The following is a 24744-nucleotide window of genomic DNA, read 5'->3' as shown; positions in this document are numbered from 1 at the left end:
ATCGCTTCGGGTGGTGGCGGCTGCGTCTCCTGTCGAAGCCGGATCCGGATCCGCCGCCATGCCCCAGACGCTCACCCCGGTGCAGACCCGGGCGTTGTTCCTTTCCGCACTGCTGCTGTTCGTCTTGCCCTTCATCCTGGTCGACTTTCCCTACGTCGATGACAACTGGCGCATCCAGTTGGAGAACGGCCCGGAGTGGCGCCAGCAGGGGCGGGTGCTCACCGAGGTCTTCTACCGGCTGCTGACCTTCAGCGGCAGCACCCTCAATCTCTTTCCCCTGCCGCTGCTAATCGCCTGCGCCGCCGCCGCCTGGGCCTTGACCGATCTGGCCCGCCACTGCTTCGGTGCGCCGCGACCGACCCAGTGTCTGGCGCTCCTGCCGCTGTGGTTCTCGCCATTCTGGCTGGGCAATCTGACCTATCAGTACGATGGCCCGACGATGGCCCTGAGTCTGGTGGCGGTGATCTACGCGGTGATCTTTCGTAGTCGTCATACCGCGCTGGCGCTGCTGGTGCCGGCGGCGCTGCTGGCGGCGGCCATGGCCTTCTACCAAGTGGCGCTCAATGTCTTCATCGGGCTCTGCTGCCTGGAACTGATCCGTACGGTGCAGCGCCGCGAGGCGCCCGAGCAGGCGCTGCGGCTGGTGCTGCGCCAGGGCCTGCAGCTGCTGCTGGGTGGCGTGCTCTATTACCTGACGGCCTACCAGCTGATGGCGACCACGCGGCACGCCGGCGTGGGCGGCCAGGTGCTGCCCGAGCTCTGGCACCGGCTGGGCGAGGTGCTGCACAGCGTCGGCCTGCTGGTCACCCCAGGCAATCTCTGGCTGTGGTGGCTGTTCGGTGGGTTGGCCGCGCTCGGCTACGGCCTGGGCGGCCTGGCCTATGCCCGCGCCTACGGCCGAAGGGCGTTGCTGCCCCTGCTGCTGTACGGCGCGACCCTGCCGGTACTGGCCTTTTGCGTGGCCGGCATCACCCTGCTGTTCAGCGACTTCATCCTCGAAGCCCGCACCCTGATGGGGCTGGCGGTCGTCCTGACCCTGGCGCTGCTGCTGGCCCACGATCTGCTGGAGCGTCTCCAGCCTCGGTTGACCTGGCTGCTGGTGCTGCCGGTGCTGTGGATGCTGTCCCTGGCCTATGCCTATGGGCAGGTGCTCTCGGCGCAAAAGACCTTCGAGCGCGGTTTCGTCCAGGAGCTGCACCATGACCTCAGCAGTCGTCCGGAGCTGCGGTCGCTCAAGCGCCTGCTCTGGACCGGTGGTCCGCTGGAGGTGGCTTGGCTGCCGCTGGCGCAGAAGACCTTCGAGCAGGTGCCGGCCTTGCCCTTCATCCTCGGCCTGTCGCCGGGCAACTTCATGATCGCCGAGCGGCTGCTGGACCTGGGGGTGATCGACGATGCCGACAGCGACAGCTGCAGCCAGCGCGTAGCCGTGCCCGGGGCCGCCACGCGGCTGGTGGACAACCGTTTCTATGACATCTGGGCGGTGGGCGAGGACGGCTGCATCATCATGAAGCCACAGCGACCCTGGGTGCCGTTCGAGTAGGGGGGTGGTCTTGAGGGGTAGGTTGGGCAGAGCGCAGCGAAGCCCAACGTGGTGACGCGGCTGTTGGGCTTCGACGAAGGAGCCGTCTCAGCCCAACCTACGCGGGTCGGTAGGTTGGGTTGAGCGCAGCGAAGCCCAACATTGTCAGGTCGTGCGCGGACTGTTGGGCTTCGACGATGGAGCCATCTCAGCCCAATCTACGGGTGCGAGGGCGATCAGCCGCGGCGCAGCTTGTAGCAGAGGAACAGGAAGGCCAGCCAGAACGGAATGGCGTAGACCGAGACGGCGATGCCGGGGATGCGCAGCATCAGCACCAGGATCATGCCGACGAAGGCCAGGCACAGCCAGTTGGCGACCGGCGACCAGAACGCCGGGAAGTGCGAGGTGCGCCCCGCTTGACGCTGGGCGGCGCGGAATTTCAGGTGGGTCAGGCTGATCAGCGCCCAGGCGATCACCAGCGAGGCCACCACCAGCGACATCAGCAGCTCCAGGGCATTCTGCGGCAGCAGGTAGTTGACCACCACGCAGAGCAGGGTCACCGCCGAGGACACCGCGATGCCCAGCAGGGGCACGCCGCGACGATTGGTGCGCAGCAGGGCGCGCGGGGCGTCGCCCTGTTCGGCCAGGCCATAGAGCATGCGGCTGGTGCAGTAGACGCCGCTGTTGTAGACCGACAGCGCCGCGGTCAGCACCACGAAGTTGAGCAGGTGGGCGGCGGTATCGCTGCCGAGCAGGGCGAAGGTCTGCACGAAGGGGCTGCCGGCATAGTCGTCACCGCCGGCGCCGATGCTGCGCACCAGTTCGTCCCAGGGGTGCAGCGACAAGAGGATGGTCAGGGCGCCGACATAGAAGATCAGGATGCGCCAGACCACCTGGTTGATGGCCTTGGGAATCACGGTGCGCGGCTGGTCGGCTTCGGCGGCGGTGATGCCCACCAGCTCCAGGCCGCCAAAGGAGAACATGATGATCGCCAGCACGGCGAACAGGCCGCTCCAGCCGTTGGGCAGGAAACCGCCATGGCTCCAGAGATTGCTCACCGAGGCCTCGGGACCGCCGCTGCCACTGACCAGCAGCCAGAGACCGAAGGCCATCATGCCGAGAATGGCCACCACCTTGATCAGCGCGAACCAGAATTCGGTCTCGCCGAAGGCCTTCACGTTGAACAGGTTGATCAGGTTGACCAGCACGAAGAACACCAGGGCGCTGGCCCAGGTCGGCACCTCGGGCCACCAGTACTGCACGTACTTACCCACCGCGGTGAGTTCCGACATGCCCACCAGCACATAGAGCACCCAGTAGTTCCAGCCGGAGAGAAAGCCCGGGAAGCGACCCCAGTAACGACTGGCGAAGTGGCTGAAGGAGCCGGCGACGGGTTCCTCGACGATCATCTCGCCGAGCTGGCGCATGATCAGGAAGGCGATGAAGCCGGCGATGGCGTAGCCGAGGATCATCGCCGGACCGGCCGACTTGAGCACCCCGGCCGAGCCGAGGAACAGACCAGTACCGATGGCTCCGCCGAGGGCGATCAGCTGGATGTGACGATTCTTCAGGCCGCGCTGCAACTGGCCGGCGGCGGGTTGGGGCTGGGACATGGAGGAGGGTGTCTCGGTGGTGAGGAAGGAGCGGGGCGCTATGGTAGCACTCCTGGTGGGGGCGGCATTGAGGGTGGGTCCAGAGCCGCCGTCGATAGCCAAAGGCAATCGATGTCCGGGGGCTGAACTGGTCATTTTTTGTGCTATTCTTCGCGCCCTCCCAAAAACACCCCTTTCCCGGAAGCTGCCATGCAAGCCGCCACGCCGCTGTTCGACTATCCGAAATACTGGGCCGAGTGCTTTGGTCCTGCACCCTTCCTGCCCATGAGTCGGGCGGAGATGGAGCAACTCGGCTGGGACAGCTGCGACATCATCATCGTCACCGGGGACGCCTACGTCGATCACCCGTCCTTTGGCATGGCCATCATCGGCCGGCTGCTGGAGGCCCAGGGCTTCCGCGTGGGCATCATCGCCCAGCCGGACTGGCATTCGAAGGACGACTTCATGAAGCTCGGCGAGCCGAATCTGTTCTTCGGTGTGGCCGCGGGCAACATGGACTCGATGATCAACCGCTACACCGCGGACAAGAAGGTCCGTTCCGACGACGCCTATACCCCGGGCAACGTCGCCGGCAAGCGTCCGGATCGTGCCAGCCTGGTCTACAGCCAGCGCTGCAAGGAAGCCTACAGCCACGTGCCGATCGTGCTCGGTGGCATCGAGGCCTCGCTGCGCCGGATCGCCCACTACGACTACTGGCAGGACAAGGTCCGTCGCTCGATCCTGATGGACGCCACCGCCGATATCCTGCTCTATGGCAACGCCGAGCGGGCGGTGGTCGAGATCGCCCAGCGGCTGTCGCGTGGCGAGCGCGTCGAGGCCATCACCGACGTACGCGGTACCGCCTTCATCCGGCGGGACACGCCCGCGGGCTGGTTCGAGGTCGACTCGACCCGTATCGACCGTCCCGGTCGCGTCGACAAGATCATCAATCCCTACGTGAATACGCAGGACACCGAGGCCTGTGCCATCGAGCAGGCGAAAGGTGAGGTCGAGGATCCCAACGAAGCCAAGGTGGTGCAGCTGCTGGAAAGCCCGCGCATGACCCGCGACAAGACGGTGATCCGCCTGCCGTCCTTCGAGAAGGTGCGCAACGACCCGGTGCTCTATGCCCACGCCAACCGCGTGCTGCACCTGGAAACCAATCCGGGCAACGCCCGCGCGCTGGTGCAGCGGCATGGCGAGGTGGACGTCTGGTTCACGCCGCCGCCCATCCCCATGACCACCGAGGAAATGGACTATGTGTTCGGCATGCCCTATGCGCGCGTGCCGCACCCGGCCTATGGCAAGGAAAAGATCCCGGCCTACGAGATGATCCGCTTCTCGGTCAACATCATGCGCGGCTGCTTCGGTGGCTGCACCTTCTGCTCCATCACCGAGCACGAAGGCCGGATCATCCAGAATCGCTCCCACGACTCGATCATCCGCGAGATCGAGGAGATGCGCGACAAGGTGCCGGGCTTCACCGGGGTGGTCTCGGACCTGGGCGGGCCGACCGCCAACATGTACCGCATCGCCTGCAAGGACCCGGAGATCGAGCGCCACTGCCGCAAGCCGTCGTGCGTCTTCCCCGGCATCTGCGAGAACCTCAACACCGATCACTCCTCGCTGATCGAGCTGTACCGCAAGGCGCGGGCGCTGCCGGGGGTGAAGAAGATCCTGATCGCCTCGGGGCTGAGATACGACCTGGCCGTGGAGTCGCCCGAGTACGTCAAGGAACTGGTCACCCACCATGTCGGCGGCTACCTGAAGATCGCGCCCGAGCACACCGAGCGTGGTCCGCTGGACAAGATGATGAAGCCGGGCATCGGCAGCTATGACCGCTTCAAGCAGATGTTCGAGAAGTACACCAAGGAGGCGGGCAAGGAGCAGTACCTGATCCCCTACTTCATCGCCGCGCACCCGGGTACCACCGACGAGGACATGATGAACCTCGCGCTGTGGCTCAAGCGCAACGGCTTCCGTGCGGATCAGGTCCAGGCCTTCTATCCCTCGCCGATGGCCACCGCCACGGCCATGTACCACTCGGGCAAGAATCCGCTGCGCAAGGTCACCTACAAGAGCGACGGCGTGACCATCGTCAAGAGCGACCAGCAGCGCCGCCTGCACAAGGCCTTCCTGCGCTACCACGATCCCAAGGGCTGGCCGCTGCTGCGCGAGGCGCTCAAGGAGATGGGCCGCGCCGACCTGATCGGGCCGGGCAAGCACCAGTTGATCCCGGCCACCCAGCCGGTGGGCGACGCGGGCTACCAGAGCGCGCGGCGCAAGAATTCCACCCCGGTGGGCAGCAAGAAGGCCGGCACTGGCGGTGGGCGCATCCTTACCCAGCACACCGGCCTGCCGCCCCGCGCCAGCGATGGCAGCAAGGCCTGGGACAAGGGCCAGGAAGGCCAGGCCGCCGGCTACGCCAAGGGCGGTCCGCGCAAGAAGTCGCGGCGCCAGCCGAACATGCCGCGCTGAGGCGAGGGGATGAGAAAGGGGAGGCCGAGGCTTCCCCTTTTTTATGGGGTAAGCAGGAGGCAGCAGCGCTCGGGCTCGTTGGGCTTCGACGGTGGAGCTGTCTCAACCCAACCTACGGGTTAGCGGTGTAGGTTGGGTTGAGCGCAGCGAAGCCCAACGCTTAGGACTACCCGCGCAATTCGGCGAAATGGGCCTGCATGCGCTCGGCGTCGGCGCTGCGGCCGCTGAAGAGTTCGAAGGCCTTGACCGCCTGGAACACGGCCATGGTGCCGCCGTCGAGGGTGCGGCAGCCGAGGGCGCGGGCCTGGCGCAGCAGTTCGGTTTCCAGCGGGAAGTAGATGATCTCGGCGACCCAGAGGCCGGGGTGCAGCAGTTCGGCCGGCAGTGGCATGCCGGGCAGCTTGGCCATGCCCACCGGCGAGGTGTTGACCAGGCCATCGGCAGCGGCGACCGCGGCGGCCCGGTCGGTGCCGACCGCGGCGCGACCGGGGCCGAAGTGGCGGGTCAGGTTGTCTACCAGCGCCTGGGCGCGCTCGGCCTCGACGTCGAAGATGAACAGCTGGTCCACTCCCTCGGCGAGCAGGGCGTGGGCCACGGCGCTACCGGCGCCACCGGCACCCAGTTGCACCACCAGGCGCTTGGCCACGTCCGGCAGGCCGCGGCGGAAGCCTTCGGCGAAGCCCAGGCAGTCGGTGTTGTGGCCCACGGTGCGGCCGTCGGCCAGGACCACGGTGTTCACCGCGCCGATGCCGCGCGCCTCGGGGGAGAGGTCGTCGAGCAGCGGGATGATCGCCTGCTTGCAGGGAAAGGTGATGTTGAGGCCGGTGAAGCCGGTGCGCTGGGCGGCCTGCAGCAGCTCGGGCAGGGCATCGGCCGTGAGGCCAAGCACGTCCAGGTCGATCAGGCGGTAGAGGTATCTGAGGCCCTGGGCGTCGCCTTCGCGTTCGTGCATGGCGGGCGTCAGCGAGGCCTGGATGCCGGCGCCGATGAGGCCGGCGAGGACGGATTTCGATGCGGTCATGGCGTTAGTTTCCCTGGTGGGCGATGAGGGCGGCGATGGCGGCGCGATAGCCCTGGCTGCCGAGGCCGCAGATGACGCCGACAGCGATGCCCGAGACATAGGAATGATGGCGGAAGGCTTCGCGCCGATGCACGTTGGACAGGTGCACCTCGTAGACCGGCAGCTCGCTGGCCACCAGGGCGTCGCGCAAGGCCACCGAGGTGTGGGTCCAGGCGGCGGGATTGATCACCACCCCGGCATAGGCGCCGCGGGCCGCGTGGATCCAGTCGAGCAATTCGCCCTCGTGGTTGGTCTGGCGGAAGTCCACCTCGTAACCCTCGGCGGCGGCGGTCTCGGTACACAGCCGGGCGACGTCGGCCAGGGTTTCGTGGCCGTAGGTGGCGGGCTCGCGGGTGCCGAGCAGATTGAGGTTGGGGCCGTTGAGGACCAGGATGCGGCGGGACATGGCGTTCTCTCTGTTGTTGTCTAGCCGGGCGGACCAGCGCCCGGCGTTGCAGAGAAAATGTACCAGCTGGTTAATTTCGTCAATCCGCCGCCGGGGTGTTGCGCCGGAAGCGTTCGATTATCGACCCTGGTGGCCTAGATCGCCACCAGTCCGCGCACTCCTTCGGCCTCCATGTCGGCGCCGCGACCGCGCTGGACGATCTCGCCGCGAGACATCACCAGGTAGCCATCGGCCAGTTCGCTGGCGAAGTCGTAGAACTGCTCCACCAGCAGGATGGCCATGTCGCCGCGCTTGGCCAGGTGGGCGATGACGGTGCCAATCTCCTTGATCACCGAAGGCTGGATGCCTTCGGTGGGTTCGTCGAGGATCAGCAGCCGCGGGCGGCTGGCCAGGGCGCGGCCGATGGCCAGTTGTTGCTGCTGGCCGCCGGAGAGGTCGCCACCGCGACGCTGGCGCATCTGCCGCAGCACGGGGAAGAGTTCGTAGATGGATTCGGGCACCTCGCGGGCCTCGCGGGCGGGAAAGCGCGACAGGCCCATGAGCAGATTTTCTTCAACGGTCAGGCGCGGAAAGATCTCGCGGCCCTGAGGCACGTAGGCGATGCCGGATTGCACCCGCTGGTGCGGCTTGCGGGCGGTGATGTCCTGGCCTTCCCAGGTGACGCTGCCGCGCTTGGCCGGGATCAGGCCCATGAGGCAGCGCAGCAGGGTGGTTTTGCCGACGCCGTTGCGGCCGAGCAGGCTGGTGACCTCGCCGATGGGGGCCTCGAAGGACAGGCCACGTAGGATGTGGCTGCCGCCGTAGTATTGATGGAGTTCGTTCACCTGGAGCATGGTCGCCTCGTAAAGATTTTATCGCGGCCATGGGCCGCTCCTACGGCGACATTGGCACCTGTAGGAGCGGTCGCAGCGGCGAACCGCCATGGCCGCGATCAATTGAAAGCTGGGGCGCTAGCGCCCCAGATACACCTCGATCACCTGGTCGTTGGCCTGGACCTGGTCCAGCGAGCCTTCGGCCAGGACGTGACCCTGGTGCAGCACGGTGACGTGGTCGGCGATGCTGCCGACGAAGCCCATGTCGTGCTCCACCACCATCAGCGAGTGCCGGGGCACCAGCGACTTGAACAGCTCGGCGGTGAATTCGGTCTCGGCGTCGGTCATGCCGGCCACGGGTTCGTCGAGCAGCAGCAGTTGCGGCTCCTGCACCAGCAGCATGCCGATCTCGAGGAATTGCTTCTGGCCGTGGGAGAGCAGCCCGGCGGTGCGGCCGCGCGACTCCTGCAGGCGGATGGTGCCGAGCACCTCTTCCAGGCGATCGCGCTGTTCGCCGGAGAGCCGCGCGCGCAGGCTGGCCCAGACCGACTTGTCGGTCCGCTGTGCCAGCTCCAGGTTTTCCCAGACGGTCAGGGCCTCGAACACCGTGGGCTTCTGGAATTTGCGGCCGATGCCGGCCTGGGCGATCTGCACCGGTTGCAGGCGGGTGAGGTCCAGGGTCTCGCCGAACCAGGCGCTGCCGCGGTCGGGGCGGGTCTTGCCGGTGATGACGTCCATCATGGTGGTCTTGCCGGCGCCGTTGGGGCCGATGATGCAGCGCAATTCGCCGACGCCGATGTAGAGATTGAGGTCGCGCAGGGCCTTGAAGCCGTCGAAGCTGACCTCGATGCCTTCCAGGCTGAGGATGGTGCCGTGGCGAGTGTCCAGGCCCTTGCCGGCGCGATGGCCGAGACCGCTGGCCTCGGCGCCGATGCCGGGATCGAGCACTTCCGCAGCGGTCGGGGGAATGGGGGCGGCTTTCATGCGTCGCGCTCCTTCTTGATGAGGCCGATCACGCCACGCGGCAGGTAGAGGGTGACGACGATGAACAGGGCGCCGAGAAAGAACAGCCAGTACTCGGGAAAGGCCACGGTGAACCAGCTCTTGGCTCCGTTGACGATGCCGGCGCCAAGTACCGGGCCGATCAGGCTGCCGCGTCCGCCGAGGGCGACCCAGATGGCCGCTTCGATGGAGTTGGTCGGAGCCATCTCGCTGGGATTGATGATGCCCACCTGGGGCACATAGAGGGCGCCGGCCAGGCCGCAGAGCACTGCCGAGAGCACCCAGACGAACAGCTTGAAGCCGCGCGGATCGTAGCCGCAGAAGGTCACCCGGTTCTCGGCGTCACGAATCGCCGTGAGGATGCGGCCGAACTTGCTCTGCGCCAGGCGCCAGCCCAGCCAGAGGCTGGCCACCAGCAGGGCCACGGTGAGCAGGAAGAGCACCGCGCGGGTGCCCTGGGCGGCCACCGGAAAGCCCAGCAGGGTGGTGAAGCCGGTAAAGCCGTTGTTGCCGCCGAAGCCGGTCTCGTTGCGAAAGAACAGCAGCATGCCGGCGAAGGTCAGCGCCTGGGTCATGATCGAGAAATAGACCCCCTTGATCTTCGAGCGGAAGGCGAAGAAACCGAACGCCAGGGCCAGCAGGCCGGGGGCCAGCACCGCCAGGCACAGCGCCCAGAGGAAATGGTCGGTACCGGCCCAGAACCAGGGATAGCGGGTCCAGGAGAGAAAGCTCATGAACGGCGGCAGACCGTCGCCGGCGGCCTGGCGCATCAGGTACATGCCCATGGCGTAGCCGCCGAGGGCGAAGAACAGCCCGTGGCCGAGGGAGAGCATCCCGGCATAGCCCCAGACCAGGTCCAGCGCCAGGGCGACGATGGCGTAGCAGAGGATCTTGCCCACCAGGGTCAGGGTGTAGGCCGAGACCTGGAAGGGGTTGTCGGCCGGCAGCAGGGACAGCAGCGGCAGGGCGATCAGCACGGCGAGGGCCAGGCCGAGCACGGCCAGGCTCAGGCGCGGGCCGGCCTTCTGCACAGCAGTAAGCGCGAGTGGCTGGTTCAATCGATGACCCTCCCCTTGAGGGCGAACAGGCCCTGGGGCCTTTTCTGGATGAACAGGATGATCAGGCCGAGGATGAGAATCTTGCCCAGCACGGCGCCGATCTGGGGTTCGAGGATCTTGTTGACGATGCCCAGGCCGAAGGCCGCCAGTACGCTGCCGGCCAATTGGCCGACGCCACCGAGCACCACCACCAGGAAGGAGTCGATGATGTAGCTCTGGCCGAGGTCCGGGCCGACGTTGCCGATCTGCGACAGGGCCACGCCACCGAGGCCGGCGATGCCGGAGCCAAGGCCGAAGGCGAGCATGTCGATGCGCCCGGTGGGGACGCCGCAGCAGGCGGCCATGTTGCGATTCTGGGTCACGGCGCGCACGTTGAGGCCCAGCCGGGTCTTGTTCAGCAGGGCCCAGGTCAGGACCAGCACGAAGACCACGAAGCCGAGGATGATCACCCGGTTCCACGGCAGGAGCAGGTTGGGCAGCACCTGGATGCCGCCGGACAGCCAGGCGGGGTTGGCCACCTCGACGTTCTGGGCGCCGAACAGCACCCGCACCGCCTGGATCAGCATCAGGCTGATCCCCCAGGTGGCCAGCAGGGTTTCCAGTGGTCGGCCATAGAGATGGCGGATCACGGTGCGTTCCAGCGCCATGCCGATGGCGGCAGTGACGGCGAAGGCCACCGGCAGTGCCAGCAGCGGATACCAGGCCAGCCATTCGGGGGCGAGGCGCTGCAGGGTCAGCTGCACCACATAGGTGCTGTAGGCACCGAGCATCAGCATCTCGCCGTGGGCCATGTTGATGACGCCGAGCAGGCCATAGGTGATGGCCAGGCCCAGGGCGGCCAGCAGCAGGATGGAGCCCAGCGACAACCCGGTGAAGGCCTGGCCGAGCAGGTCGCCCAGCAGCAGCTTGCGCTCGACCTGGGCAAGGCCGGTGGCGGCGGCCTTGCGGACGTCTTCGTTGGCTTCCACCGCAGGATCGAGCAGGGCCTGCAGGCGGGTCTTGGCCTGGGGCTCGCCGGATTCGCCGAGCAGCCGCACCGCGGTCAGGCGCACGGCGGGATCGGGATCGGTCAGCTGCAGATTGGCCAGGGCGGCGGCAAGGGCGCCTTTCACGTCCTTGTCCGCTTCGCTCTGCAGGCGCTTTTCCAGGAAGGGTCGCTGCTCGGGCTTGGCCTCCTGGCGCAGGGCCTGGGCGGCGGCCAGGCGCACGCCGGCATCCGTGGACAGCAACCCACCACTGGCCTGGGCGGCGCCGATGAGGATGCGCAGGCGGTTGTTCAGGCGCACCGGCTTGGGCGTGCCGGTGGGGGCGGTGGCGTCACCTTCGGCGGCGCTGTAGCTGTCGCCGGTCTTGTAGAAGGGGCGCTTGTCTTCGTCGACATAGAAGCGACCGTCCTGCAGCGCCTGGAGGACCGGGAGTTGGGCGGTGTCGGGTTCGGCGGCCCATGCCTGCAGGAGTTTGGCCTGGTCGTTGGCGCTGGCGGCGGCCAGCTCGGCGGCGGGGCCGGCCTGGGCGGTGCCCACGAGCAGCAACAGCAGGGGCAGAAGAAAAAGGCGTAGGGACATACTCGGCCTCGTCGATGGGTAAAGGCTCCTGCACGACGTCTCCCGGGGGAGGGCGGGCGTGGCCTCGTTTCTGGTGCCGGGCGCCTGGCGGTCTGACCGGGTGCGCTGGCGAGCCCTCACCCCGGCCCTCTCCCAGGGGGAGAGGGGGAGGAGCGGAGCGGTGGTGGTGCGGGTGTTTCCTGTTGGCTGCGGAACGCCTTTTGCCCTCACCCCAACCCTCTCCCTGAGGAGGGGGGGTAAGAGCTGCAGGCTGGGCGGCGTTTTGCGCCCCTCTCCCTCCGGGAGAGGGGCCGGGGGGAGGAGGGCTGGCCGTTACTTGCCGCTCTTCACCGGTTCGTCGGACTTCTTGTCGTTGCCGGGGATGTAGGGGCTCCAGGGCTGAGCGCGGACCGGGCCCTCGGTCTGCCAGACGACGTTGAACTGACCGTCGTCCTGGACCTCGCCGATCATCACCGGCTTGTGCAGGTGGTGGTTCTTCTCGTCCATCTTCACGGTATAGCCGTCCGGTGCGGCGAAGGTCTGGCCGGCCATGGCCTTGCGGACCTTGTCGACGTCGGTGCTGCCGGCCTTTTCCACTGCCTGGGCCCACATGTGGATGCCGATATAGGTGGCTTCCATGGGGTCGTTAGTCACGGCGGTCTGGTAGTTGGGCAGGTTCTTGGCCTTGGCGTAGGCCTTCCAGGCCTCGACGAATTTCTTGTTCACCGGGTTATCCAGCGACTCGAAGTAGTTCCAGGCGGCCAGTTGGCCCACCAGCGGCTTGGTGTCGATGCCGCGCAGTTCTTCCTCGCCCACCGAGAAGGCCACCACGGGGACGTCGGTGGCCTTCAGGCCCTGGTTGCCCAGTTCCTTGTAGAAGGGCACGTTGGAGTCGCCGTTGATGGTGGAGACCACCGCGGTCTTGCCGCCGGCGGCGAACTTCTTGATGTTGGCGACGATGGTCTGGTAATCGCTGTGGCCGAAGGGGGTGTAGACCTCTTCGATGTCCTTGTCCTGCACGCCCTTGCTGTGCAGGAAGGATCTGAGAATCTTGTTGGTGGTGCGCGGATAGACGTAGTCGGTGCCCAGCAGGAAGAAGCGCTTGGCGCCGCCACCTTCTTCACTCATCAGGTATTCCACCGCCGGGATGGCCTGCTGGTTTGGCGCCGCGCCGGTGTAGAAGACGTTGGGCGACATCTCTTCGCCTTCGTACTGCACCGGGTAGAACAGCAGACCGTTGAGTTCTTCATAGACCGGCAGGACCGATTTGCGCGAGACCGAGGTCCAGCAGCCGAAGGTGACCGCGACCTTGTCCTGGGTCACCAGCTGGCGCGCCTTCTCGGCGAACAGTGGCCAGTTGGAAGCCGGATCCACCACTACGGGCTCCAGCTTCTTGCCCAGCACGCCGCCCTTGGCGTTGATCTCGTCGATGGTCATCAGCGCCATGTCCTTGAGCGAGGTCTCGGAGATGGCCATGGTGCCGGACAGCGAATGCAGGATGCCGACCTTGATGGTGTCCGCGGCGTGGGCGGCGCTCCAGGGGAACAGGCCGCTCATGAGCAGGGCGGAGGCGGCGAGGGTGGTCTTCAGTAGAGGGCGGCGCTTCATGCGAAAGGCTCCTAAGCGAACGTGCGCTGTTGTTGGGCTGGGCTGCTGGCCCGCCAGGGCGCTTATCAGGAACTGTGCCAGGCTTCGGCAAGGCGCATGGCGACTGGCCTCTTGCCTCCAAACGGGCTCTTGTGGCCAGTTGCATTGCACCAGCCTGGGGCTTGCCAGTGCCCGCCGATGGCGCCTTTGCACGATGCTGGTGCCCTCTTTCGCCGTTGCCTTTTGCGCAACATGAAAGTCCGAATGCCGTATTGGTGGTGATGCCTGGGCCTCCCATACTCGATCGCAAGGGGCCGGCCACCGGGTCGGTCACCACCCATTCGAAGAAGAGGAACAAGGCATGGGCAGGCAGGTCGGGGTCATCGGACTCGGCAACATGGGCGGCAACATGGCGATCACCCTGGCGCGCAAGGGCGTTGCCGTCACCGGGCTGGATCCCTCCAGCGCCGCCTGCGAGCGGGTCGCTGCCCAGGGCGTGACCATCGCCGGCGATCTGGCGGTCCTGGCCGCCAGCAGCGACGTCATCGTGCTGTCGCTGCCCAAGGCCGAGCACGTCGAGGCCGTATGCCTGGGCGAGGCGGGCCTGGTCAGCCGCGTACGGCCGGGCACCGTGGTGGTCGACACCACCACCTCCACCCCGGAGACCAGCCGCCGGGTAGCGGCGGCCTTCGCCGAGGTCGGCGCCGATTTCCTCGATGCCCCGGTCTCCGGCGGCCCCGCCGGTGCCGCGGCCGGCACCATGACCATGGTCATCGGCGGCAGCGAGGCGGCCCTGGCCAAGGCGCTGCCGGCGCTGGAAGCCATGAGCGCGACCCGGGTGCACATCGGCGCCGTGGGCGCCGGCAACATCGCCAAGATCGCCAACAACCTGCTCGCCGCGGCGCACCTGATCACCACCGCCGAGGCGGTGACCATGGCCGCCCGTGCCGGCGTCGCCCCGGAGAAGCTGCTCGAAGGCATCAATGCCGGTTCCGGGCGCAGTGCCGCCAGCCAGGGCATGTTCCCTACCTGGGTGCTGAACAAGGCCTATGACTCCGGCTTCACCATGGGCCTGATGCGCAAGGACGTGGGCCTGGCCCAGCAGCTCATCGCCGAACTCGGCCTCGACCTGCCGCTGGCCGCGGCCACGGCCCAGGCCTGGAAGGCCAGCGCCGAGACCCTGGCCGATGGCGAGGATTTCTGCGCCATCGCGCGACGCACCAGCGAAGACCTGTTCGGCAAGGGGGAATGATCATGATGAACGCCAAGACACTGGAATTGCTCAAGCCCTTCTGGGGCGACCGCCAGCAGGTCGCAAGCTTTGTGGACGGCGCCTTCGTCGATGGCAGCGGCGAGCGGATCACCGTGCGCAACGCCCATGACGACAGCCCGGCCTACAGCTACCCCGATGCCGACCTGGCCGTGGTCGAGCGCGCCGATACCGCCGCCCGCCGGGCGCGCGAGGAATGGCGCGCCCTGACCGCCCAGGCGCGCGGGCGCATCATCTACCGTGTCGGCGCGCTGATCCGTGAGGAGGCCGAGGCCCTGGCGCAGCTGGAATCGCTGACTGCCAACAAGCCGATCCGTGATGCCCGCGTCGAGGTGCTCAAGGTCGCCGAGATGTTCGAGTACTACGCCGGCTGGGCCGACAAGCTGCATGGCGAAGTCATCCCGGTGCCCACCAGCCACCTCAACTACGTGACCTACGAACCCCTGGGCACGGTGCTGCAGATCACCCCCTGGAATGCGCCGATCTTTACCGGCGGCTGGCAGATCGCCCCGGCCATCACCGCCGGCAACGCGGTGATCCTCAAGCCTTCCGAGCTGACTCCGGTGACCTCGCTGCTGCTGGGCGTGCTGGTGGAACGCGCCGGTGCGCCCAAGGGCCTGGTCAACGTGCTCGCCGGCCAGGGCCATACCGTCGGCCAGCAGGTGATCGCCCACGCCGACATCCGCAAGGTGGTCTTTGTCGGCTCGCCGGCCACCGGCCGGCACATCGCCGCCGCCGCGGCCCAGCGCTGCATCCCGGTGGTGCTGGAGCTGGGTGGCAAGTCGGCCAACATCGTCTTCGAAGACGCCGACCTGGACCTCGCCGTACGCGGCGCCCAGGCGGCGATCTTTTCCGGTGCCGGTCAGAGTTGCGTCTCGGGTTCGCGGCTGCTGGTGCAGGAATCCATCTACGAGCGCTTCATCCAGGCGGTGGCCCGCGCCGCCAGCCAGTTCAAGGTGGGAGATCCGAGCGATCCCGAGACCCAGATCGGCCCGATCCACAACGCCAAGCAATTCGCCCATGTGCGCAACATGGTGGAAGGCGCCCTGGGTGAAGGCGCGCGGCATGTCGCCAATGGCGTCGAGCCGCTGCCCGCCGGGACCGGCTACTACGTCAATCCCACGGTGCTGGCCGGTCACAACGGCCTGAGTTGCGCCCAGGAAGAGATCTTCGGGCCAGTGGTGGTGGCTATCCCCTTCAAGGACGAGGCCGACGCCATCCGCATCGCCAACGACAGCCGCTTCGGTCTGGCCGGGGCGGTCTGGACCCGCGATGTCGGTCGCGCCCACCGGGTGGCCCGGGGCGTGCGCGCCGGTACCTTCTGGGTCAACGGCTACAAGACCATCCACGTCAGCTCGCCCTTCGGCGGCTACGGCGAGAGCGGCTACGGTCGCTCCTCGGGCCTCGATGCCCTGCGCGAATACAGTGAGGTGAAGAGCGTCTGGGTGGAAACCGCCGCGGTGCCCGCCGCCGGCTTCGGCTACGGCGCCAGCCTGGAGTAACAGATGACCCTCCATCAAGCCTTGTTGGACGACGCCCGCAGCTGGCGTCGCGATTTCCACGCCCATCCGGAACTGGGTTTCGCCGAGCACCGCACCGCGGCGCGGGTGGCCGAGTTGCTGGAGGGCTTCGGCCTGGAGGTCCATCGTGGCCTCGGTGGGACCGGCGTGGTCGGGGTGCTGCGTCACGGCGAGGGCCCCAGCCTGGGTCTGCGCGCCGACATGGACGCCCTGCCGATGCAGGAGGTGGGGGACGTCCCCCACCGCTCCACCGCCGCCGGGCGCATGCACGCCTGCGGGCATGACGGCCATACCGCCATCCTGCTGGCCACGGCGCGCCATCTGAGTGAGCACCGCGACTTCCGCGGCACCCTCTATTTCGTCTTCCAGCCCGCCGAGGAAAATCTCGGCGGCGCGCAAAAGATGATCGAGGACGGTCTGTTCGAGCGCTTCCCCATGGACGCTATCTACGGCCTGCACAACTGGCCTGGATTGCCGGCCGGCCAGGTGGTGGTCAATCCGGGCGCCATGATGGCCTCGCTGGACACCTTCGCCATCACCCTGACCGGCAAGGGCTGCCATGCGGCCATGCCCGAGCGCGGGCGCGATCCCATCGTCGCCGCGGCGGACCTGATCCTGCAGCTGCAGACCATCGTCGCCCGGCGGATCTCGCCGCTGGCTGCCGCGGTGGTCAGCGTGACCATGCTGGAGGCGGGGGAGGCCATCAACGTCATCCCCGAGGTGGCGCGGCTCAGGGGCACGGTGCGCTGCTTGGATGGCGCGGTGCGCGCCGAGGTGGAGCGGCTGATCGGCGAGATCGTCGCCCAGGCGCCGCTGGCCCAGGGCGTGCGGGGCGAGCTGGAATTCACCCGTGGCTATCCGGTGACCCAGAACCATCCCGAGCAGGCGGCGCGGGTGCGTCAGGCGGCGGTGACCGTCTTTGGCACCGAGCGGGTCAGCGACGGCGTGCCACCGTCCATGGCCTCCGAGGACTTCGCCTTCATGCTGGCGGCGCGTCCGGGGGCCTATCTCTGGCTGGGTGTCGATGGTGAGCGACCCTCGGCGCCGCTGCACAACCCGGCCTACGACTTCAACGACGCCATCATCGAGCCGGCCGTGCGGCTGTGGGCGGAGCTGGTGCGCCAGGAGTTGCCGGTCTAGGCCTCTTACAGCGACGGCCGCCGACGCTCAGCGAAAGGCAGTCATCTGCTGCACCATGGCCGTGCGCAACTCGTCCGCGGCGCGACTGAGCTTGCGCCCCAGGCGGGTCACCAGCTCGACGTGGGCGCGGGCGAAACCCGGATCGGCCAGGGGCAGGGCGCATAAGGCGCCGCTATCCAGCTCCTGGGTGGCGGCGAACAGCGGCAGCAGGGTTACGCCGCCCTGCTGGGCATAGTGCTTAAGCAGGGCGAAGGTGTTGCAGGTCAGGGTTGGTGCCAGGCGCTGGCCGGCGGCCTGCTCCACGGCGTCGAGCATCTGGCGGATGCCGTAGGAAATATCCGGCAGCGCCAGGCGGTGCTGGCCCAGCTCAGCCAGGGTCACGGGCGCCCGGGCTCCGGCCAGCGGATGCCCTGGTGCCACCAGCGCATAAAGCGGCTGCTCGCGACTGCCATGTACGCGCAGGTGCGGATCGCGCGGCGGATTGAACACCAGCCCCAGTTGCGCCTCGTCTTCCATCACCTGGCGAATCACCTCGTTGGTGCCCACCACATTGACCCTGACCTCGATCTCCGGATGCCGCGCGGAAAAGTCGCCCAGGGTGCACGACAGGTCGCCGATGAAGCCCTCGCCGATGGCCAGCACCACGCGGCCGGTGCGTAGGCCCTGCAGGTCGGAGATGGCGTCTCTCAGGCCGTCGAGCTGGGTCTGGCGCTGGCGGAAATAGTCCAGCACCAGGCGCCCGGCCTCGGTCGGGGTGATGCCGCGGCGGTGTCGCTCGATGAGGTCGACGCCCAGCTCCGCCTCGACCTGGGCGATCTGCCGGCTGACCGCGGAAGGGGCGATATCCAGGGCGTCAGCTGCGGCGCGCACGCTCCCCAGGCGCACCGCTTCGACGAAATAATGCAAGCGCTGTTCGTGAATTCCACGCATCCGTGTGTTCTCTTAAAGGCAACGGAAAAGGCCATTTCCAGTATTGGAGAGAGAACAGGCCGCTGTCCATACTCGGGCCAAGACCACGGCCGCCCCGGCCTGGGCGAAGCCCGCGGCGCAAGGCCTCGGAAGGCGGAAAGGGCCGCGCAGGATGGCGTTCCTGCAGGCGTTCCACCCTTCGGAAAACGCGCATGCAACTTTGCCTAGGCACCTAGAACGACCGGGTCGTGCTCCTTCGAGGAGCCTTCGTTTCTGCCCAGCGAGCCTCGCCGCCCGCGACTGCCAACCATACCAACAACCGAGCCCGCGAGCGGGCCGCAGGGGGAAGAATGAGCGCCAATCCGACGCTGGCCGTGGGCCAGGACCGAGCCGTCAGCAATACCGTCAGACTCTACATCTGGGCAGCGCTGGTGCTGCTGATCGCCGAGCTGATCGGCTCCCTCACCATACCGCTGGGTCCGGGCAAGGTGGTGCTGCTGCCGATGATCTGGGCGCTCTTGCTGGGTGCGGCGGTGGGGCAGGTCGGCAAGCGCATGCCGCTGGGTCTGGGTATCGACCGCGGCGCCCAGGTGCGCTCGGCGGCCATTCTGCAATACGCCTTGCTGGTGTTCATCGCCAAGCTCGGCCTGGTGGTGGGTGGCTCGTTGCCCACGGTGATCGCCGCCGGCTGGGCACTGGCCTTCCAGGAGCTGGGGCATTTCGTCGGCACCATCCTGCTCGGCCTGCCGGTGGCCCTGCTGCTGGGCATCAAGCGCGAGGCCATCGGCGCCACCTTCTCGGTGGGGCGCGAACCGAGTCTGGCGATCATCAGCGAACGCTATGGCATGGACTCCCCGGAAGGTCGTGGCGTGCTCGCCGAGTACCTGACCGGCACCCTGTTCGGCGCAGTGTTCATGGCCATCGTCGCCGGCTTCATCGCCAGCCTGAACATCTTTCACCCCTATTCCCTGGCCATGGGCGCCGGCCTGGGCTCGGGCAGCATCATGGCCGCCGCGGCCGGTGCCATCGCGGCCCAGCAGACCGCCGAGGTGGCCAAGGAGGTCATGGCGCTGGCCGCCGCCGCCAACCTCATCACCCTGACCCTGGGCACCTACTTCACCCTGTTCATCTCCCTGCCGCTGGCGGTCTGGGGCTACCGGGTGATGGAGCCGCGCATCGGCCGTACCACCAAGGCCTCCTTCCAGCAGAGTTCGGTGGATGCCGCCGTGGTGGACGAGCCCGTGGAACTGGGCTGGTCGGCACGCTTCAGCGCCTGGCTGGCCTCGGGTGCCCTGGCGCTGCTGGCGACCCTGGTGATGAGTAAGACCCTGCCACCGGCTGCTTTCCTGGGCGTCGCGGTGATGATCCTGGCGGCCTTCGTCGGCGAACTGCTCTGCCAGCTGTTTCGCCGCAAGGTGCCGGCGGTGTGCTGGGTATCGCTGGTGGCCATGTTCCTGACCTCGCCCTGGTGCCCGCTGGCGCCGCAGATCACCGCCGCCCACAACGCGGTCGGCATCATGGCGCTGATCACCCCCATGCTGGCCTTCGCCGGCCTGTCCATCGCCAAGGACATCCCGGCCTTCCGCCGCCTCGGCTGGCGCATCGTGGTGGTTTCGCTGGTCGCCAGCTTCGGCACCTTCATCGGTGCGGCCTTCATCGCCGAAGTGTTTCACTGATCCTCGCGCGCACCGGGTCCCCGGTGCGCCGCTTCCCGCTACCGTACTGCCCCTCGTCTGACTCTCCTGTCCCTGCATTTCGTGTCGCAGCTCCCAGCCTTGAGTCCTGGCGGCCCGGTGTCGTCCGTGGGCGATCACCGGCGCTTGAGCTGTGCCCGGAGTTGCAGTATCTATGATGGAAAATTAACAAAAACCGTTAATTTAATAACATCAAGAAAACGGAGGCGCCTCGGCATGGGCAAAATCGCGGTCATCGGCAGCAACATGGTCGACCTCATCACCTACATCGAGCGACTGCCCGTGCAGGGCGAGACGCTGGAAGCGCCGGACTTCGCCCTCGGCTGTGGCGGCAAGGGCGCCAACCAGGCGGTCGCCGCGGCCAAGCTGGGTAGCGAGGTGCTGATGGTGACCAAGGTCGGCGACGATCTCTTCGCCGACAACACCCTGGCCAACTTCCGCCGCTTCGGCATCGACACCCGTCACGTGACCCGCGCGCCGGGTCGCTCCAGCGGGGTGGCGCCGATCTTCGTCCAGCCCGACTCGCACAACAGCATCCTCATCGTGAAGGGCGCCAACGCCGCCCTCGGCCCGGCCGACATCCAGGCCGCGGAAGCCGATCTGCGCGACTGCGCGCTGATCGTGCTGCAACTGGAGATCGCCCTGGAGACCGTCTATGCCGCCATCGACTGCGGCCAGCGCCTGGGTATCCCCGTGCTGCTCAATCCGGCCCCTGCGGTGGCCGACCTGAGCGCCGCGCACCTCGCCCGGCTGGATTACTTCGTCCCCAACGAGACCGAGCTGGCCCTGGTGAGCGGCTTGCCGGTACGGGATCGCGAGAGCGCCTTCGCCGCGGCGCGGGTGCTGGCCGGTCGCGGCATCCGCCATGTGGTGGTCACCCTCGGTGCCCAGGGCGCGCTGTACGTGGGCGAGGAGGGCGAATTCAGCCTCCCCGGCCAGCCGGTGGCGGCCATCGACACCACCGGCGCCGGCGATGCCTTCATCGGCTGCTTCGCCCATGGCCGCGTCCAGGGCCTCGGCCTGCGGGACGCCATGCAGCGCGCCGTAGCCTATTCGGCACTGTCGGTCACCGGGCGCGGCACCCAGACCTCCTATCCCGAGGCTGCGGTCTTCGAAGACTACCTCGCGTCCCTGGATCTCTGACGCAAGGTCGGCGATCCCCTCACCCTGGCACCCCTACGGAGAACAACAATGAGCCAGTCACCCCTGCGGCCCAGCGCCGACGGCTACTACCTGAACCGCACGCCGTGGTTCGCCTTCATCCTGCTGTGCTGCATCTTCGCGCTCTGGGCCGCCGCGGCGAGCATGAACGACGTGCTCATCGCCCACTTCAAGAAGGCCTTCCTGCTCAGTGACTTCCAGACCGCCTTCGTCCAGTCGGCCTTCTATCTCGGCTATTTCTTCCTGGCCCTGCCGGCCGCGCTGATGGTGCGGCGCTTCAGCTACAAGACGACCATCCTCTTCGGCCTGTTCCTCTACATGGTCGGCTGCCTGCTGTTCTTTCCGGCCGCGTCCATGGCCAAGTACGGCATGTTCCTGCTGGCGCTGTTCGTGATCGCCGCGGGGCTCTCCTTCCTGGAGACCGCCTGCAACACCTATTCGACCTTGCTGGGGCCGCGCGAGACCGGCACCCGCCGGCTGAACATCTCCCAGACCTTCCACCCCTTCGGCGCCATGACCGGCGTCTACGTGGGCAGCTTCGTGATGTTCAAGGACGGCGACGCCAGCCAGGCGCAGCTGCTGCAGATGAATCCCGCCGAGGCCGCCGCCCAGCAGCTGCAGATGATCCAGGCCACCCTGACGCCCTACCAGTGGATGATCGGCGTGCTGGTGCTGATCTTCGTGCTGATCGCCTGTACCCGCTATCCGGCCTGCAAGGGCAACGATGCCGTGCGCAGCGAGCGCGACGGCATGGCCGCCAGCCTGGGTCGGCTGAGACGCAATCCGCGCTTCGTCTTTGGCGTACTGGCGCAGTTCCTCTATGTCGGCGCCCAGGTCGGCGTCTGGAGCTTCACCATCCGCCTGGCCATGCAGCTCGGTGGCATGAACGAGCGCAGCGCCTCCTGGTTCCTGCTCACCACCTTCGCCGCCTATTTCGTCGGCAAGCTGATCGCCAACCTGCTGATGCGTCGCTGGCATCCGGCCAAGGTGCTGGGCGTCTACGGCGTGCTGTGCATCGCCCTGCTGGCCTACACCATCCTGGTGCCGAACATCACCGCGGTGTACGCCGCCGTGGGCGTGAGCATCTTCCTCGGCCCCTGCTGGCCGACCATCTATGGCCTGACCGTCGACGGCATCGGCCGCGATACCGAATTCGGCGGTTCGCTGCTGGTGATGAGCATCGTCGGTGGCGGGGTGATCCCGATCTTCCAAGGCCTGCTGTCGGACTACACCGGCGGCAACATGCAGCTGGCCTATTCGGTGCCGCTGCTGTGCTTCACGGTGATCGTCGCCTACGCCCTCTACTGCCTGCGTCATCCGGCCAGCGAGCGGCTGCCGGTGGGCGCCGCCCAGACTGCCTGAGGAGGGCGCCGCCATGTCCGTACGCCTGCCCCTGCAGCCTGAGCAATTCACCGCATGCGAGCGCACCCTGCTCGCCAGCGACGCCTTCCAGGTGCGCGCCTGGACCTATCCCTCCGGGGTGCGCGCCCTGGCGCTGGAGAATCGCCGCGGCCGGCTGATCGTACTGCCCTACCAGGGGCAGATGGTCTGGGACGCCAGCTTCGACGGCTGCCGCCTGACCATGCCCGGATTGTTCGACCAGCCGCGGCCAACCCGGCGGATCATCGAGACCTATGGCTGCTTCATGTTCCACGCCGGGGTGCTGCGCAATGGCTGCCCGGCGCCGGAGGACAGCCACGAGCTGCACGGCGAACTGCCCTGCGCACCGCTGGACGAGGCCTGGCTGGAGCTGGGTCGGGACGCGGAGGGTGACTTCCTGCGCCTGGGCGGGCGCCATGACTACGCCATGGGGTTTGGCGATCGCTATCGTGCCCAGCCCAGCGTGACCCTGAGGCCGGACAGCGCCGTGTTCGAGCTGGGCCTGGAAGTGGAAAACCAGGCCGGCCAGCCCATGGACCTCATGTACATGGCGCACATGAACTACGCCTACGTACCCGGCGGGCGCTTCCATGAGCCGCTGGGCGTGGCCCGCACCCGGGTGCGCACCAGCGTGCCGGCCCATGTGCGGCCGACCGCCGACTGGCAGGCCTTCATCGCCGAGCTGGCCGAAGATTCGGAGCGGCTGCGGGTGCTGGATGCGCCTGAGCGCTACCAGCCGGAAATCGTCAGCTTCATCGATGCGCCGGGTACCGACGCGGCGGGGGAGGCGCACTTCCTGCTGGAGCATCCGAGCGGCGCCGCCTTCTACACGGCCTATCGCCCAGAGAGCTTGCCCCATGCCACGCGCTGGGTGCTGCACAACCCCGACCAGCAGGTGGCGGCCTTCGTGCTGCCGGCGACCTGCGAGCCGGAGGGCTATCTGGCCGAGACCGCCAAGGGGCAGGTGCAGCAGCTGCAATCGGGTGAACGGCGCGCCTTCAGCGTGCGCACCGGCTATCTCGCCGCCGCCGAGCGCGAGGCGCTGCTGACGCGCCTGGCCGACCCGGCGCGGATCAGGTAAGCAGTTGCGCGCCGTTCGCCTCGATCCGTTCGCGATAACTGCGCGGGATGCGGCCGTCGCTGACCACCCCGTCGAAGTCGGTGAGCGCCGCGAAGTGTGCGGCGCGCACCACGTCGAACTTGGTATGGTCGACCAGCAGCAGCCGCTGCTGGGCCTGGCGCAGGACCTTCTGCTTGACCTCGACCTCGTTGAAGTTGAAGCAGGTGACGCCGAAGTCCGCGCTCACCCCGGCCGCCGAGACGAAGGCATGGGTGAGGCGGACGCCATCGAGCACCCCGGTCTCCAGGCGACTCTCGAAGATCTGGTTCTTGCGCTGGAAGGTCCCGCCGCACACCACCAGGGTGCAGTTGACCTTCTGCTGCAGCTTGAGCAGCACATTGAGCGAGTGGCAGACGGCGGTGAATTCCAGGTCATCGGGAATGAAGTCCACCACGAAGGGCGTGGTGGTCCCGCAATCGAGGAAGATGGTGTCGCCGGCACGGATCTGGGCCGCGGCCAGCCGGCCGATGCGGCGCTTTTCTTCGACCTGGCGCAGGTCCTGTTCCACCACCTGGTAGCCCGGCGCTTCGCTGCCGCCGACATCGCGGGTGACATGACCGCCGAGCAGCCGCAGGCCGTCCGGCGGGAGCCGCAGGTCGCGGCGCAGGGTCATTTCCGAGACACCCAGCAACTGGGCCATCTCGCGCAGGTGAATGGCGTGCTGGTCCTGCAACGCCTGGTGCATCAGCTTGAGCCGGGCGGCTTTCTTGCTATCCATGAGAGGTGCTACGGGAGTCCGACAAGACGTACAGGCCACACGAACAAAGAATTCTGATCCGATCATACGCTACCCGTGCCTGAGGAGGCCCCATGCAGCTTGAACCCGGCGAACTCGCCAAGACCATCGACCACACCCTGCTCGCCGCCGATGCCCGCCGCGCCCAGATCGACCGCCTGTGCCAGGAGGCGCGTACCCATGGCTTCTACTCGGTGTGCGTGAATTCCGCCCAGGTCCCCCACGCCGCGGCGCAACTGGCCGGCAGCGCGGTCAAGGTCTGCGCGGTGGTGGGCTTTCCGCTCGGCGCCGGGCTGAGCGCGGCCAAGGCCTTCGAGGCCGAGCGGGCCATCGCCGCCGGGGCGGGGGAGATCGACATGGTGCTCAACCTCGGCTGGCTGAAGGATGGCCTGCTGGAGGAGGTGTCCGCCGACATCGCCGCGGTGCAGGCGGCTTGTGGCGCGGTGCCGCTCAAGGTGATCCTGGAGACCGGTCTGCTCGACGAGACCCAGAAGCGCCAGGCCTGCCGGATCTGCCGCGACCTCGGGGTCGCCTTCGTCAAGACCTCCACCGGTTTCGGCCACGGCGGCGCGACCCTGGAGGACGTGCGGCTGATGCGCGAGGAGGTGGGCCCGGACATGGGCGTGAAGGCCTCCGGTGGCGTCCGCGACCGAGCCACTGCCCAGGCCATGCTGGACGCCGGCGCGACCCGCCTGGGGACCAGCTCGGGCGTGGCCATCGTCAGCGGCGGCGAGGGTGGGGCGGGGTATTGAGGCA

General features: G+C 67.5%; 20 protein-coding genes. 10 read left to right on the top strand and 10 right to left on the bottom strand.

The window, feature by feature from the left end; genetic code table 11:
* The first annotated feature begins 58 nt into the window (after nucleotides 1-58).
* Complete coding sequence (locus FEZ61_RS03115; RefSeq protein ID WP_064307635.1) at nucleotides 59-1540, top strand: glucosyltransferase domain-containing protein; 1482 nt, start codon at nucleotides 59-61, stop codon at nucleotides 1538-1540.
* A gap of 215 nt (nucleotides 1541-1755) precedes the next feature.
* Here the strand turns inward: FEZ61_RS03115 and FEZ61_RS03110 are convergent, their stop codons facing one another.
* Nucleotides 1756-3132 (bottom strand): amino acid permease, encoded by a 1377-nt coding sequence (locus tag FEZ61_RS03110; RefSeq protein WP_017642922.1) that lies wholly within the window; start codon nucleotides 3130-3132, stop codon nucleotides 1756-1758.
* A 189-nt stretch (nucleotides 3133-3321) separates the two neighbouring features.
* Between FEZ61_RS03110 and FEZ61_RS03105 the strand changes: the two genes are divergently transcribed.
* Nucleotides 3322-5589: a YgiQ family radical SAM protein gene (locus FEZ61_RS03105; protein WP_064307636.1), complete on the top strand. Its 2268-nt coding sequence runs from the start codon at nucleotides 3322-3324 to the stop codon at nucleotides 5587-5589.
* Between the two features lie 166 nt (nucleotides 5590-5755).
* Here the strand turns inward: FEZ61_RS03105 and FEZ61_RS03100 are convergent, their stop codons facing one another.
* From FEZ61_RS03100 to urtA, 7 genes are all read right to left on the bottom strand, one after another.
* Nucleotides 5756-6610 carry a shikimate dehydrogenase gene (locus FEZ61_RS03100; RefSeq protein WP_064307637.1) on the bottom strand — a complete coding sequence of 285 codons (855 nt, stop codon included), beginning with the start codon at nucleotides 6608-6610 and terminating at the stop codon, nucleotides 5756-5758.
* A 4-nt stretch (nucleotides 6611-6614) separates the two neighbouring features.
* Nucleotides 6615-7055 (bottom strand): type II 3-dehydroquinate dehydratase, encoded by a 441-nt coding sequence (gene aroQ, locus FEZ61_RS03095; protein WP_017642925.1) that lies wholly within the window; start codon nucleotides 7053-7055, stop codon nucleotides 6615-6617.
* 134 nt (nucleotides 7056-7189) lie between these two features.
* Entirely contained in the window at nucleotides 7190-7888 is a 699-nt protein-coding gene (gene urtE, locus FEZ61_RS03090) for an urea ABC transporter ATP-binding subunit UrtE (RefSeq protein ID WP_064307638.1), read from the bottom strand.
* 117 nt (nucleotides 7889-8005) lie between these two features.
* Entirely contained in the window at nucleotides 8006-8851 is an 846-nt protein-coding gene (gene urtD, locus FEZ61_RS03085) for an urea ABC transporter ATP-binding protein UrtD (protein ID WP_064307639.1), read from the bottom strand.
* Complete coding sequence (urtC, locus tag FEZ61_RS03080) at nucleotides 8848-9927, bottom strand: urea ABC transporter permease subunit UrtC (RefSeq protein ID WP_026084070.1); 1080 nt, start codon at nucleotides 9925-9927, stop codon at nucleotides 8848-8850. Before urtC ends, urtD begins: the two co-directional genes overlap by 4 nt.
* The gene (gene urtB, locus FEZ61_RS03075; RefSeq protein WP_173147207.1) at nucleotides 9924-11492 is read right to left on the bottom strand and encodes an urea ABC transporter permease subunit UrtB; all 1569 of its coding nucleotides are present in this window, start codon (nucleotides 11490-11492) and stop codon (nucleotides 9924-9926) included. Before urtB ends, urtC begins: the two co-directional genes overlap by 4 nt.
* A gap of 312 nt (nucleotides 11493-11804) precedes the next feature.
* A complete protein-coding gene (urtA, locus tag FEZ61_RS03070; RefSeq protein WP_017642930.1) occupies nucleotides 11805-13079 on the bottom strand; it encodes an urea ABC transporter substrate-binding protein in 1275 nt (424 codons plus the stop codon).
* 340 nt (nucleotides 13080-13419) lie between these two features.
* Here urtA and FEZ61_RS03065 point away from each other — a divergent pair, with 340 nt between their 5' ends.
* The 3 genes from FEZ61_RS03065 to FEZ61_RS03055 are packed head-to-tail and all read left to right on the top strand — an operon-like array spanning nucleotide 13420 to nucleotide 16988.
* Nucleotides 13420-14310 (top strand): NAD(P)-dependent oxidoreductase, encoded by an 891-nt coding sequence (locus FEZ61_RS03065; RefSeq protein WP_173147205.1) that lies wholly within the window; start codon nucleotides 13420-13422, stop codon nucleotides 14308-14310.
* A 2-nt stretch (nucleotides 14311-14312) separates the two neighbouring features.
* On the top strand, nucleotides 14313-15830 hold the full coding sequence (locus FEZ61_RS03060; RefSeq protein ID WP_173147203.1) for an aldehyde dehydrogenase family protein: 1518 nt from the start codon (nucleotides 14313-14315) through the stop codon (nucleotides 15828-15830).
* Between the two features lie 3 nt (nucleotides 15831-15833).
* Nucleotides 15834-16988 (top strand): M20 aminoacylase family protein, encoded by a 1155-nt coding sequence (locus FEZ61_RS03055; protein WP_173147200.1) that lies wholly within the window; start codon nucleotides 15834-15836, stop codon nucleotides 16986-16988.
* 27 nt (nucleotides 16989-17015) lie between these two features.
* Here FEZ61_RS03055 and FEZ61_RS03050 read toward each other — a convergent pair whose 3' ends face one another.
* Entirely contained in the window at nucleotides 17016-17918 is a 903-nt protein-coding gene (locus FEZ61_RS03050) for a LysR family transcriptional regulator (protein WP_026084072.1), read from the bottom strand.
* Between the two features lie 329 nt (nucleotides 17919-18247).
* Between FEZ61_RS03050 and FEZ61_RS03045 the strand changes: the two genes are divergently transcribed.
* The 4 genes from FEZ61_RS03045 (at nucleotide 18248) to FEZ61_RS03030 (ending at nucleotide 23213) form a co-directional block, all read left to right on the top strand.
* The gene (locus FEZ61_RS03045; protein ID WP_173147198.1) at nucleotides 18248-19573 is read left to right on the top strand and encodes a DUF3100 domain-containing protein; all 1326 of its coding nucleotides are present in this window, start codon (nucleotides 18248-18250) and stop codon (nucleotides 19571-19573) included.
* 234 nt (nucleotides 19574-19807) lie between these two features.
* Nucleotides 19808-20734, top strand: a complete 927-nt coding sequence (rbsK, locus tag FEZ61_RS03040) for a ribokinase (protein ID WP_017642936.1) — start codon at nucleotides 19808-19810, stop codon at nucleotides 20732-20734.
* Between the two features lie 48 nt (nucleotides 20735-20782).
* Nucleotides 20783-22114 carry an L-fucose:H+ symporter permease gene (gene fucP, locus FEZ61_RS03035; RefSeq protein WP_173147196.1) on the top strand — a complete coding sequence of 444 codons (1332 nt, stop codon included), beginning with the start codon at nucleotides 20783-20785 and terminating at the stop codon, nucleotides 22112-22114.
* Between the two features lie 13 nt (nucleotides 22115-22127).
* Entirely contained in the window at nucleotides 22128-23213 is a 1086-nt protein-coding gene (locus FEZ61_RS03030; RefSeq protein ID WP_173147194.1) for an aldose 1-epimerase family protein, read from the top strand.
* On the opposite strand, the gene deoR is transcribed toward FEZ61_RS03030, so the two are convergent.
* Nucleotides 23206-23970 carry a DNA-binding transcriptional repressor DeoR gene (gene deoR / locus FEZ61_RS03025; RefSeq protein WP_173147192.1) on the bottom strand — a complete coding sequence of 255 codons (765 nt, stop codon included), beginning with the start codon at nucleotides 23968-23970 and terminating at the stop codon, nucleotides 23206-23208. The two genes, FEZ61_RS03030 and deoR, sit on opposite strands and share 8 nt — an antisense overlap.
* Before the next feature lie 92 nt (nucleotides 23971-24062).
* On the opposite strand from deoR, the gene deoC reads away from it, so the two are divergent.
* Entirely contained in the window at nucleotides 24063-24740 is a 678-nt protein-coding gene (gene deoC / locus FEZ61_RS03020) for a deoxyribose-phosphate aldolase (RefSeq protein WP_173147190.1), read from the top strand.
* Nucleotides 24741-24744: the final 4 nt, after the last annotated feature.

The organism is Pseudomonas sp. MS15a(2019) (assembly GCF_013277805.1).
Taxonomy (GTDB): domain Bacteria; phylum Pseudomonadota; class Gammaproteobacteria; order Pseudomonadales; family Pseudomonadaceae; genus Chryseomonas; species Chryseomonas benzopyrenica.
Note: the sequence above shows the minus strand (reverse complement) of the source record. Positions and strands in the feature narration are given on the sequence as shown.